Source organism: Psychrobacter frigidicola (assembly GCF_007997305.1).
Taxonomy (GTDB): Bacteria; Pseudomonadota; Gammaproteobacteria; order Pseudomonadales; family Moraxellaceae; genus Psychrobacter; species Psychrobacter frigidicola.
In genome coordinates this window covers 937,405-950,151 of the sequence record NZ_VORZ01000001.1, presented here as the reverse complement: position 1 = coordinate 950,151, position 12,747 = coordinate 937,405, and the positions used below count along the sequence as shown (strand labels likewise).

Here is a 12,747-nt window from a genome sequence, read left to right as displayed (position 1 = left end):
TACCTAATAATTTTTGCTGGGTTGCCAACAACTACTGCATAGTCTGGTACATCTTTAGTCACAACCGCACCGGCACCAACCATAGCGCCTTCACCTATGGTAATTCCGGGGAGCAACGTTGCATTCGCGCCGATACTTGAACCATTTTTAAGCGTAATACCTGAAAAAACATCGGGATACTGTTTAGAGCGTGGCATTAAATCATTGGTCAAAGTAGCATTTGGTCCAAGGAACACGTTGTCTTCAATACGTGTACCATCCCAAACTTGCACGCCAGATTTCACTGTTACGTTATTACCAATAATCACATCACCTTCGATCAATGTATGAGCACAAATATTACAATCCTGACCGATTTTTGCACCTTCAAGAATGACTACGAACTGCCAAACTCGTGTTCCTTCGCCTATTTCACAAGGCGCTACGTCAGCTAACTCGTGAATAAAACTCATAACCCAACTGCCTCTAAAAATTCATCATAATTACGAATATAGTCGTTTTCATCGTAGTGTTCGCTAGCAAGCACTAATAAAACACAATCTTCACTAAAGTCATGCATTTCTCGCCATACTAAATCGCCAATGATCAATCCTTTATTAGGTGAGTCAAGAAAAGCTTCTTGACGTTGCTTCCCATCATCTAGGATCATACGGCATTTACCAGTAATGCATATGGCAACCTGCTTGAGGTTATGATGAGCATGAAAGCCACGTGCTACACCTGGATGTGTACAGAAAATATAGTACACGCGCTTAATAGCAAAAGGTACCGTTATTTCAGACTCTAAAGCGACTAATGAGCCACGGTCATCACCTAAAGGTGGAAAATCAGTCCATTGGATTAAACTCATATTTCTTCTTCTGCCAAAGCTAGTAAATACTGACCGTAACTATTCTTACTAAATAACTCACCTTGCTGAAGCAACTGCTCTTTGGATAGCCAGCCATTGTTGTAGGCAATCTCTTCTAGACAAGCAATTTTATAACCTTGACGTTTCTCAATGGTTTCGACGAACATACCAGCCTCTAGTAGGCTTTCGTGTGTACCAGTATCTAGCCAGGCAAAGCCGCGACCTAATAATTCAACATTCAAGTCACCACGCTCTAAATAAGCTTGATTGATACTGGTAATTTCTAGCTCACCACGTTCTGATGGTTGAACCTGTTTGGCTATTTCTACAACGCTGTTGTCATAAAAGTATAATCCTGTTACGGCATAATTTGATTTAGGCTGTTGCGGCTTTTCTTCTAATGAAATGGCACGTTTCTGCTCATCAAACTCAACCACACCAAAGCGCTTTGGATCTTTGACTTGATAGCCAAATACAGAAGCACCACTTCGCTTACCAGCCGCTTCACGTAGCATAGTGCCAAAACCGTGACCATAAAAAATATTATCACCAAGCACTAAGCACACATTGCTATCACCAATAAACGTTTCACCAATAGTAAATGCCTGAGCTAAGCCATCTGGACTTGGTTGTACGGCGTAGCTGAGGTTAATTCCAAACTCACTGCCATCACCGAGTAAACGTTCATAGCCACTAATATCTTCTGGCGTACTAATCAATAAAATATCGCGGATACCAGCTAGCATAAGCACCGATAAAGGATAGTAAATCATCGGCTTGTCATAAATAGGCAGCAGCTGTTTTGATACGCCTTTAGTGATAGGGTACAAGCGTGTGCCTGATCCGCCCGCTAAGACAATTCCTTTGATATTATTGCTCATACTTTTACTCCTAAACGTTCACGCTGATAACTGCCATCTTGTACGTTCTGACACCATTTCTGATTATCTAAATACCATTGCACAGTCTTACGTATACCAGACTCAAATGTTTCTTGAGGACTCCAGCCTAATTCTTTTTCTATTTTACTAGCATCGATAGCATAACGACGGTCGTGGCCAGGGCGGTCTGTCACATATGTAATTAATGACTCATAAATGCTGCTAGATGGCACCAGTTCATCAAGAATTTTGCAAATTATTTGTACCACTTCAAGGTTTTTCTTTTCGTTATGACCGCCGATATTATAGGTTTCGCCTATTTTACCTTTGGTAACCACTTCATATAATGCTTGAGCATGATCGTCTACATATAACCAGTCACGAATTTGATCTCCTTTACCATAAATAGGTAATGGCTTACCTTCCAAAGCATTTAAAATAACCAGTGGAACAAGTTTTTCTGGAAAGTGATAAGGGCCGTAATTGTTAGAGCAGTTGGTAATAAGTGTTGGAAAGCCATAAGTACGTTGCCAAGCCCTGACTAAATGATCTGAACTGGCCTTACTAGCCGAATAAGGGCTACTGGGTTGATAGGCAGTAGTTTCTGTAAATAAATGCTTATCTGCATCTTCTTGATCATTGGGGTGTGGCAAATCCCCATAAACTTCATCAGTACTAATATGGTGAAAGCGAAAAGCTTGTTGACGTTCAGTATCTAGCCCATTCCAATAAGTACGGGCAGCTTCTAATAGGGTATAGGTACCAACGATGTTGGTCTGAATAAATTCAGCTGGACCATCAATAGAGCGGTCGACATGGGATTCTGCAGCAAGGTGCATCACGGCGTCGGGCTGGTGCTCTGTAAATACGCGCTTAAGTTCATCTGCATTGCAGATATCCACTTGCTCAAAAGTATAACGCTGACTGTCACTTACACTAATAAGCGACTCAAGATTTCCCGCATAGGTTAGCTTATCTAGATTGACCACACTATCTTGGGTGTTGTTCATTATATGACGTATAACAGCAGAACCAATGAAACCTGCACCACCTGTAATCAATATTTTCATTTAAATTCCTATGGAGCATTTATTAAGCATGTTTTGCCATTTCTTTGAACTGGGAGTTTTTTTCTACCAGATCTTGGTAAGAGCCTTGATCAACTATTTTGCCTTGATCCATTAAATAAATAATGTCACATTTCTGTACGGTTTTTAGACGATGGGCGATCATAATTATAGTTTTTTGACCACTAAAATTATGTATGGCATCCATAATTACTTTTTCTGTAATACCATCTAAGGCGCTAGTGGCTTCATCAAATACTAAAACATCAGCTTCATGATAAAGTGCTCGGGCTATACCAATACGTTGACGTTGGCCCCCAGACAGCTGTACACCGCGTTCACCTACTTTTGTATTAATGCCATCAGGAAGCTGTGTCACTAGTTCAGTTAAGCTAGCAAGTTCTAGGGCTTTATTGACTTGTTTGAAATCGATATCTGCGACAGGTAATCCAAAAGCAATATTTTCAGCGATTGAACCTTCACTTAAGAAAATACTTTGCGGGACAAAGCCTAATACATTTTGCCAAGCGCGTTTGTTTTCAGGAGTGATGCAAATATCATCCATATATAAATGACCGCTTTGCGGTGTTAGTAAACCTAGCAATATGTCAATCAAGGTCGATTTTCCAGAACCGGATGACCCAACCAAGCCGACCACACTATTAGCAGGAATAATCATAGTAACGTCATTCACAGCAGATCTTGATTTGCCAGGATAATTAAACTTAATATTATTTAAAGTAATTTTTTCCTTTAACTCCATGTGTACTGGCATAGCTTCTTTATTAATATATTTTTCCAGATTAAGTGACTGTTCTAAATCTCCTTTGACTGCTTCAAACGCAGCTAAACTTCCTTTCATTTGAGCTAAGCTAGAATAGATTTGCTGTAAAGCGGGGAGTAACTTAAATGCTGCTAGAGCGTAAACGGCTAAAATTGGTAGCACTGCTCCTAGATTACCTTCATGTAGCTTGATTAGTAGCAATACTAGTCCAATCATGCTACCAAACGCTATCAGCTCCATAAAATAGCGAGGTACTTGGCCAATCCCTGCATTTAATCCTAGAGCACGCGCATAAACCCTACCGCTTTCTTCAAAACGCTTAATAAAATCATGGCTGCGATCAAGAAGTAAGACGTCTTTAATACCACCAAACCCTTCATTCATTAATCTAAAGCGATCAGTAGAAACTTGTGATAGCTTTTGGCCATTATAAACTAACTTCTTACGAACAAGCTTATAAAGTAAGGAATAGGCGAGAGCAAATATTAGTAAACCGACTATCGCTATAACAGGGTTATAAATTAAAATACTGACAGATATAAGAACAGCTAAAACTACTTTTGCATTCATCTGCATCAGTGGCTGGACTATTCCATTTGTTATCCGCACTGCTTCTGTAGATACCTGCTTGGTCAATTGGGCGCTACTGCCACTTGCATGAAACTGCCAGCTTTCTTGCATATAATAAGCATAAAGACGGTCAGCAATTTCAATACCGACACTCGCCCCATAAAGTGACAGTTTCCAAATCGTAAACATAGAAACTATAGTAGAAATCGATAGAGCAATAAGAACCAGTAATCCGGTATAAAACACAAAATCCATAGGATTTGTTAAACCAGACATTTGGTACAGCTCGGCAAAAACATTGCTTTTTTCAAGTATAGAAATATCACCGACCAAGGCCATAAAAGGCGCTATAGATGCAATACCTAACAACTCAGTAAAAGCCATAACAACAACAAGAACCTGTAAGATATAAAACTGTCTTACTTGCCGAGCTGAAAGCAATGAGAAAAGCTGTCTAATCACATTAAACATATAAATTCCATTATAAAGATCAATCTAAAAACTGTACATACCATGTTATTGCTTTCTCAATGCCTTGGATAGTATCAAACTGAGGATCATACCCTAATCGAGTTTGAATTTTTCTTATATACACATGGTCATAGCGAACATATCCTGCACGGAAATCTTAATAAACAGGATCTTATTTATCGTTAACATAATTTGCACTTAAGCTTTCTTGTAATGTATGCAATGGTTATTTGTTATCACCATAAGCATAATTATAATGATAACTGTATTTATTCATAAGGTCTTGCTGCACGTCATTAAGGACGATACCATCTACTTGCACGTGTGCTTTAGTCAATTGCTTGATAGCATAGACCAACTGTCCTTCCATCGAGCTATTGTATCGAGTTACTAATAGTACTTTATCAGTATATCGTGACAAGATTACGGCGTCTGATGCGGCCAGTATCGGAGGAGAGTCTATAACAATATAATCGTAATAAGCATTTACCTCTGACATCAGCTCACCAAGTCTATCACTGGCCAGCAGTGAGGTTGGATTGTGTGGCTGCTGACCTCTGGGCATAAAGTCAATATTATTCATAGCAGTAGGATGAATAAAGTTAGTTAGCGAATTATCAGTTTGCGGGCGTTCATTGTTCTGTAATAGTGCATCGTCCTGTGATAAGTAGTCTGCTAACCCAACATTCTGCTCTATATTAAACACCTTATGCAGCTCACCCATGCGCATATCGGCATCTATAATTAAGACTTTTTTATTCAGTTGCCCGAATACCTCTGTTAAATTAGCAGAGATAAATGATTTACCAACGCCTATACTTTCACCTGTAATAAGGATGACATTAGCACGCTGACCAGATTTCTCTTCACCTGGTATATCTAACATCAGATGCGTTCTTAAGCTTTTGATAGCCTCATAGCTCAGACTATTATGATCAACATAAGCCAATAAGCGATTTGGTGTGTTTTTATTTTTACCTAAGCGTGTCAGTGAGAGTGAGCGCGGAATTGTTGCAATGACAGGCACACCAGTTTTTGTTTCTAAACGATTAGGATCTTTGACCGTGTTGTTAAGTAAGCTTCTAAGGAATACTAACAATATTCCTAGCAGTAGCCCTGATAAAGTTGCTAGCATTATGAGCTGCTGCTTTTTCGGTGCAATAGTTCGATAGGTACTGATAGGAAGGTCAACAATACGCGCGTTACCAATTTGGCCGGCTTTGACGATTTTTAATTGCTCATAGTTTTTGAGCATCGTAAGATAAATTTCTCTATTGATACCCATATCTTCTGATAGTTTTAAAAACTCTTTTTGTATCTCAGGTAAATCTGTAATCTTACCTTCTACTTCTCGTTGTTTTGCATTTAAAACTTTGAGTTGATCATTAATTTGCACGACTAGTGGGTGATCTTCTGTATAATACGTCGTCAGATCGGCTTTTTTGAGTTTTAACTCGTTAAGTTGGTTATCAATTCCATCGATTTTTCCTACTAGCAATCCAGCTTCTTGATTAATATCGATTGAGCCTGAATTTTTGCGAAACTCATTGAATACAGCTTCAGAGTCCTCAAGCTTTTGTTTAAGCAGAGGTATCTGCGTTTCCATAAACTTAAGGGTTGTTGTGGTTTCCTCAGAGCCACGTGACTGGTTCTGATCGACATAAGATATAATAATCTGCTTTAATATTGAGGTTATTTGCTGTTGGTTTGCACCAGTTAGCGATAGCTGAAGAATACCTGTTGAGCTATCGAGTTCCGTCACCGTTAAAGCGCTGTTTATGCTGTCTGTTGTATCTTGTAGAGACTGCTTACTAATATTAATAGGATGAGCGCCAGCGGGTAAATCGGTGACGGTAATTTGGATGACACCGTCTGTGCCTTTAAAGAGATGAGGCTGATTCAGTTGTCCTTTGAAGTCATCAAAGCCATTACTGAGTACGAATCCTGTATCAGATCTTACTAAGGTAAAAGGACGATTGAGATAGTCTTGTGAGACGTTAAATTGACTGACTTCTACCTGTCCGTTTTCCGTCTTTAGCGATACCCCTTCAGGCGTGTTGAACTGGGTATCCGTGCGATTGTTTTTTATTCTATCCCAAGAGTTGACTGTAGGATCGTTAAGTCGGACACTTAAATGCAATAGGTCAACTACTGGTTTTAATATCATACGCGACTGTATTAACCGTACTTCTGTCTGAGCTGGACCGACATCAGGTGACACCAACTCTGAGATATTCGAGCCCAATGCCGAAATCCCCTGTGACGACTTGTCAACCTGTATTAGGGCATCTGACTTAAAGATAGGGGTCTCATATCTGCTATAGAGCACTCCGATGAGCCAACCCAGTAGTGTAAGAAAGACCACAACTTTCCAGCCGCGTAATAACACTGACAATAAAGATAATAGGTTTATATCGTTATTATCTTTTTCAGAAGCAGACTTTGATAAATTATTTGAATTTGTATTCATAAATAGTCACTACTTAAATTTTATTAAACCATTGATCCAAACTGTCAACGATATCTTGTTTGGCAGTCTCAAATGCTGTTTCACTATGACCATAAGGATCGGCAACATCTTTGTCAATCCAATGTCCGATTCTAAAGATTTTGCCACGGCAATGCGGCCACTGCTCTTCAATCCACTTGCTTTGGCTGGTTGACATGGTCAAAATCAGGTCTGCTTTTCCTACCAGCTGCTCGTTGATCTGTTTGGCAATATGGTCGCTCATATACATATCGTCTATTGAGTGGCTTGCCGACATGACTGCCATCGCTTTGCTATCAGCAGGGTGACCTACCACGGCCGATAGACCCGCAGAGTCAATATGTTTTTCAGGATAGTGATGCATCAAAAGAGCGGCAGCTATCGGGCTGCGGCATATGTTGCCCACGCAGACCACTAAGATATTATTAAAACTCATGATACCTACTACTATCTAAAGACGTGAAATAGAATTAATTGCCGATGAAGAGGGTAATAATGAGCTGATGATACGATTCCAACGTGTTAAGCCCGTTGGATCAACATAAACAATGTCGTTTGGTTGCATCTCAAAACGGTTGGCAAGTGCAAAGCTCGTAATGGCTTGCATATCTATATAATAGATGTTGGTATATGGAGCTGCCGGATTATCTCGAACCACATATATTTTAGCAGCATTGGCGGTATTAGAATTCAGACCATTCGACTCACCTAGGACCTGTGCCAAACTAATGCCTTGCTCGAGAATGAGGACAGGCTCTACTTTGCCAAACTCACCTAAAACATAAATTCTATTGCGGCTTTGACTGTTTACGTGAATGGAGTCGCCATCTTGCAGATAAATTTGGTTGGCTGACGAGCCCATTTGTCTTAATGATTGTAGACCTACGTTATAGTTGATGCCTTTACGGTTAAATACGATATTGTTGGAGTCGCCAGCTGGGGTCGCTCCTCCTGCCATAGAGAGTGCGCTATATAATGAAACTGGTGCATCTGCAATACTGAACTCGCCAGGCTTACTCACTTCACCATCAATAAAAAATTTGTTGCCACGGTAATCAACCACTTTGACTTGGGGGTCTGAGTATTTAAGATAACGTTGCAGCTGTCCACGCAGATTAGAGGTAAATTGCGGCACACTGATGCCACTGGCTTTAATACGTCCTATCAGTGGAAACTGAACAAAGCCCTGCTGATCTACTGGATAACCAGTTTCACCAGCAGATGAAATATCAGGGTAGCCAACTAAGATAATGCTTAGGACGTCACCTTGAGTAATGCGATAGTCTACTCGATGAGACGATTTAATTAGGCGAGATAGGTCACTGTTAGGTCGAACAGCGGCTTGCTTGGGAGGCAGTGTGGCTAAACTCAGTGGTTGAACATTAAAATGAATGCCATTATCGGCTGTAAATTCGCCATTAGGTGGCAATGGGCCAGAATGAAGGCCAGAGTTGATGGTAGCAGTACAACCAGAAAGTAGGCTGCTGATTATAAAAGTGAAAGCAACAGTAATGTACAGTGATTGCTGATTTTTTGAAAAAACCATGATGAACTTTTACCCTAAACTAAGTGCGGTAAGCAATTAAAATTATTATTTAATGAAAGTAGTTAGATATTAAAAAAGCAGCATCATAGCACATTGAAGGGCATATTAATCAAATTCACGGGTATTTAATGAGCATATGCTTAAAGACCCCAGTGTTAATAACTTTACCTAAGTAAAGTGCTAAATACAAAAAAGGTTACTGACGCTACATAATATAGTGTTAGTGACTTTTTTAGCTCTTATTACAATCTAGTCACTACTGTTTTATCCAGAAATTTAGTGTTTATATGACCATGTTAATAAAGTAAACAGTATTGTCTTTGCTAGTGCGCGTCTGTATTAGAGTAGCCAACTCTATCGCTTGCTTAAGATGTTAAGTCGCTGTTGACTACTCTAGCCAATATCTAGATATGATTTCAGATTCATGCATAGTCTAGAACGCAACTTTGATAAATAAGGAGCAATCAGTAGTCCTAATTTTTGCATCTTATACAGTCCCTAGGGTTCTTAAATGAGTATTGTAAATGGTTACTATAAATTTATTTTTTCTAAATTTGCTAAAAATGCTGCAAAACCTTCTGTTGCCCGAGCTTCTAAACGGCTGCTGGTAATCACACGGACGCGATTACTCCAAGTGATAGCATAGCCTCGTGTCTCAAATTTCTTAACCAAATCTACATCTTCATGGCAAGGTAGTGGGGCAAAGCCACCAACAGCAAGATAGGCCTCACTGCTAAAACTTAAATTTGCCCCATGAATATGGTGATGTCCCATCATATCCTGGTAGTGCTTGATATAATCTTCCTGTGTTTGTGGCGTTAAATGTGTCCAGCTATCAACGCTCACCACGCCGCAAATCATATCGGTGGGCTGCTGCGTAGTATGGTTGATTTGCTGCACCAGCCAATCTGTAGTCACCACTGAGTCAGCGTCCGTACAGGCAAGCCAATTTGCTCCGTGCGCGATAGCATGGCGAATGCCCATATCTCGCACCCGCCCTACACAGTGATAATCACAGCATATATAATCAACCCCTGCAGTTTTGATCAGTTCGAGGGTGTTATCTGTACAGCTATCAAGCACCACCAGCGGATATGCTGCAATGGTTGAGGGTAGTTGCTCAATGGCTGTTTGAACCGATGCTAGGCAATTAATAATTGTCATCGCCTCATTATGAGCGGGAATCACAATAGCTATTTTTATATTTCTCATTATGATTTTATATCATCCATTTTCTTGCTGACAGTCATACCGACTTTCATATTAGGTTTTCTTGCATAGCAACTGAACTTGACGAGTTCTGCCAAACGTCTAATAGAAAATCGGTATCTACAATCTTACTTTGATGATTAAAAGCTACTGGATGGTCAAAAGCCACTTGCTGAGCTCTTTCATTATTTGTGCTGTTTACTAAGCTAAACGCTTGTTGCAATCGTTGGTGCACCGTTTCGCCCGTCATCGCAAAGCCATCAATAGCATAGCGCCAATGACAGCATAGTAACGTGCCATCTATGGCAAGGTTTTGCCCAATCCAAGTGATAACCTTATCAACATCATTTGGCGATAAATAGTATAAAATTTCACTAATAACGATTAAATCAAAGGGTGGTTTATTAGCAGGCGGCTTATTAGAAAGCGGTTTGTTAGCCAACAGCTTATCTGTTAAAGGATAGGTATGTAGGAGCGTATCTTCTAAATTTAATAATGCGTTAGGGATAATACCTTGTATAACCCTCACATGCGGAGACCCCTTCAAACGTTGTTTGGCAAGTTGCACTGCCTGAGTATTACCGTCTACACTTAGTAAGGCGTGACAACGACGCGCAAGTAACTCACTAAATACCCCATTACCGCAGCCCAACTCAATGGCATTGCCATATTGAGCCTGTGGTAGCACTGCTAAACACATATCGCGCTTTCGTTTTTCGTACCAGCGGGTCTGATACTGCCATGGGTCAGTATTGTCGTTATATAACGTATCAAAATAGCTTTCAGAATAGGCCGCTGGATACGTCTCTGATAAAAGGGCAGACTGGTTGTCCGATTGGCCGCATTCAGCCGAGATCATTTTATTAACATGTAAACTGTCATTGATATTCGTATTAGTAGACGTCGTAGACTTAGGGTTGTGGCTCATATAAATAAACTTCCCAAGGTTGGCTAATTCTAGCGATGGTTTGCGCCGATAAAATTGGTGGGTTACCCGTACTTTCATCAACGGTAATTTGACTGGTAAAACAGGAGATTGCTTGGGATTTACGCTGTAATTGTTCATCAGTTAAATCAAATCTGCTGGCATAGTGCCAAGGAATACGGCTATCGGCAGGAGTTGCCCAATGCCACGCCCAAATTAATACTTGATAACACGCTAACTTGTGCTGCTTGGCAAATGCAGTAACCACTTGCCCTGTCGCCTCGTGGTCGGGATGCCCATCATGAATAAAGGTCGTCACTAAAATATCGTCAGGCTGGATAATAGCGGCTAATTTTTTGGTGAACTGTGCTTGTTGGGCAAAGACGTCGCCATCGGTTAAATCTAGGGCAATAGTCGTCACATTATGAGCCACGCCTAATACTTTTAGGGCTGCACAGCTTTCTTGCGGACGAATGGTATCAAGCTTTTGCGGCGGATAAATCTGCGAATCTGGATGGCTCTGGCTGCCATTGGTGACGTAAACAACTACGATAGGATTGCCATTGGCAGCCAGTTGTTGCAGCATACCGCCACAGCCTAATACTTCATCATCAGGATGCGGGGCAAAGATGCACACCCGCTGGTGCAATGGAAAACTTTCTGCAATATTTAATCGAGGCAAATTTTGCAACCCTTGCCAATTTTGCCAGACGTCCTGACTGGTCCCGTCGCCTTCAATAACTCGGTCACCAACAATCGGATGATGATGTTCAGGCGTTACGTTGTGATTGGTTATCGCATTCTTATCAGTTGCCGCGACACTGTTAGTAAGTGAAGGGTCAGGAAGTATAGAATTTGCTGCTACATTTGCTGCTGTCGTATTAAGTATCAGAGTTGCCATATATTTTCTTGCCCTTCTGTTAAATCACTGGTTAATTCGCCAATCTTTTGTAAATCAAATGCCCCATGACTTTGGCGAATAAATACAGCCAAATCTGCTGATAATCTTGCAAAGTGAGCATTACGACAAAATGGCGTTGCCCCCAATGCCTGTCCGACGGTTTCTATGACTAGGCGAGCTACCTGCTCAACGTTTGATCTTAATTGGCGAATCGCAAGTTCGTGGCTATGTAGCGGTTGGCTATCTATTAAGTCAGCAACATGATGAAAATACTGTTGAGTGACTGCCAATGCTGTACTAATTTGCCCCAAATACATGGCTTTATAATCATGCGGTTTGTGCTGGTAAGCGGTTATTAGATAAGTTGCTAGGCAAGCTGTCGCGCCATACCAACAAGCGGCAACACCTGCTGCCCCATGCCAAAATCCCACACGTTCTAGATACGCATTTGCCGCGCCAACATTAGTGGCCGGTACCTGATCAAACTGTATGGTGCCAGTATCAGTAGCTTGCATGCCCACCGCCTGCCATTCATCATTGTCAATCTCAATTCCATTTTCTTGCATATCAATGATAAGCAGTTGCGAGTAGCCATTCTTATCTTTATAAGTCATTAAGGCATAATCAACAACATTGGCCCCCGAACACCACCCTTTTGTGCCGCTAACGTTGCCCTGCTGATAATATATAGGATCGGGGTGACCTTCTGAGGCCCAAACTGCCCATAGCCCATCGGTATTTTTGTCATAGCCTACTTCATGCAAAATACTTAGGGCATCTAAGTGCGATTCAAACCACTTTGCAATAGTCAAATCAATGCCCGCAACATGCGCTAAAATTTGCCAACGAATCAAGGTGTTTGAGTTTGTCCCTTCGACACTGGCAGGATGGGGGATTTTATTGCTATAAGTGACTAAAATATCTAATATATCATGCCGCAATTTATCCGTTATGACCAACGTGCTAATGGCTTGATTATCAAGGGATATAATATCCTCTACAGCGGCTTTAATATTTTGTAATGAAGGGTTCTTTGCATCTACCAGTAACATAGG

The 12,747-nt window shown here is 40.8% G+C and carries 11 protein-coding genes and 2 pseudogenes; all 13 read right to left on the bottom strand.

The genetic code is table 11. The features are described 5' to 3' along the window. Positions 1 to 2 precede the first annotated feature (2 nt). Positions 3 to 116 (bottom strand): annotated as a pseudogene (locus ES754_RS12485) (N-acetyltransferase); the annotation flags it as partial. Positions 117 to 254: 138 nt separating this feature from the next. Then, positions 255 to 452: pseudogene (locus ES754_RS12480) on the bottom strand (N-acetyltransferase); the annotation flags it as partial. Beyond that, positions 449 to 850 (bottom strand): sugar 3,4-ketoisomerase, encoded by a 402-nt coding sequence (locus ES754_RS12415; RefSeq protein WP_147222215.1) that lies wholly within the window; start codon positions 848 to 850, stop codon positions 449 to 451. The gene ES754_RS12415 and the pseudogene ES754_RS12480, both read right to left, overlap by 4 nt. After that, positions 847 to 1,731, bottom strand: coding sequence for a glucose-1-phosphate thymidylyltransferase RfbA (rfbA, locus tag ES754_RS03870; RefSeq protein WP_147222213.1), 885 nt, complete (start codon positions 1,729 to 1,731; stop codon positions 847 to 849). The genes ES754_RS12415 and rfbA overlap by 4 nt, the downstream gene beginning before the upstream one ends. Further along, a complete protein-coding gene (gene rfbB, locus ES754_RS03865; RefSeq protein ID WP_147222211.1) occupies positions 1,728 to 2,801 on the bottom strand; it encodes a dTDP-glucose 4,6-dehydratase in 1,074 nt (357 codons plus the stop codon). The genes rfbA and rfbB overlap by 4 nt, the downstream gene beginning before the upstream one ends. A 22-nt stretch (positions 2,802 to 2,823) precedes the next feature. Further along, complete coding sequence (locus ES754_RS03860; protein WP_147222209.1) at positions 2,824 to 4,623, bottom strand: ABC transporter ATP-binding protein; 1,800 nt, start codon at positions 4,621 to 4,623, stop codon at positions 2,824 to 2,826. A gap of 226 nt (positions 4,624 to 4,849) precedes the next feature. Continuing rightward, the gene (locus ES754_RS03855) at positions 4,850 to 7,093 is read right to left on the bottom strand and encodes a polysaccharide biosynthesis tyrosine autokinase (RefSeq protein WP_147222207.1); all 2,244 of its coding nucleotides are present in this window, start codon (positions 7,091 to 7,093) and stop codon (positions 4,850 to 4,852) included. Positions 7,094 to 7,106: 13 nt separating this feature from the next. Next, positions 7,107 to 7,547 carry a low molecular weight protein-tyrosine-phosphatase gene (locus ES754_RS03850; protein ID WP_147222205.1) on the bottom strand — a complete coding sequence of 147 codons (441 nt, stop codon included), beginning with the start codon at positions 7,545 to 7,547 and terminating at the stop codon, positions 7,107 to 7,109. Between the two features lie 15 nt (positions 7,548 to 7,562). Next, on the bottom strand, positions 7,563 to 8,657 hold the full coding sequence (locus ES754_RS03845) for a polysaccharide biosynthesis/export family protein (protein WP_147222204.1): 1,095 nt from the start codon (positions 8,655 to 8,657) through the stop codon (positions 7,563 to 7,565). 531 nt (positions 8,658 to 9,188) lie between these two features. After that, positions 9,189 to 9,860, bottom strand: a complete 672-nt coding sequence (locus tag ES754_RS03840) for a glycosyltransferase family 2 protein (protein WP_147223271.1) — start codon at positions 9,858 to 9,860, stop codon at positions 9,189 to 9,191. Between the two features lie 55 nt (positions 9,861 to 9,915). Beyond that, positions 9,916 to 10,794, bottom strand: a complete 879-nt coding sequence (locus ES754_RS03835) for a class I SAM-dependent DNA methyltransferase (RefSeq protein ID WP_227677705.1) — start codon at positions 10,792 to 10,794, stop codon at positions 9,916 to 9,918. Then, a complete protein-coding gene (locus tag ES754_RS03830; protein ID WP_147222202.1) occupies positions 10,778 to 11,692 on the bottom strand; it encodes a PIG-L deacetylase family protein in 915 nt (304 codons plus the stop codon). Before ES754_RS03830 ends, ES754_RS03835 begins: the two co-directional genes overlap by 17 nt. Next, entirely contained in the window at positions 11,680 to 12,744 is a 1,065-nt protein-coding gene (locus tag ES754_RS03825; protein ID WP_147222200.1) for an acyl-CoA dehydrogenase family protein, read from the bottom strand. The genes ES754_RS03830 and ES754_RS03825 overlap by 13 nt, the downstream gene beginning before the upstream one ends. Between the last annotated feature and the right edge of the window lie 3 nt (positions 12,745 to 12,747).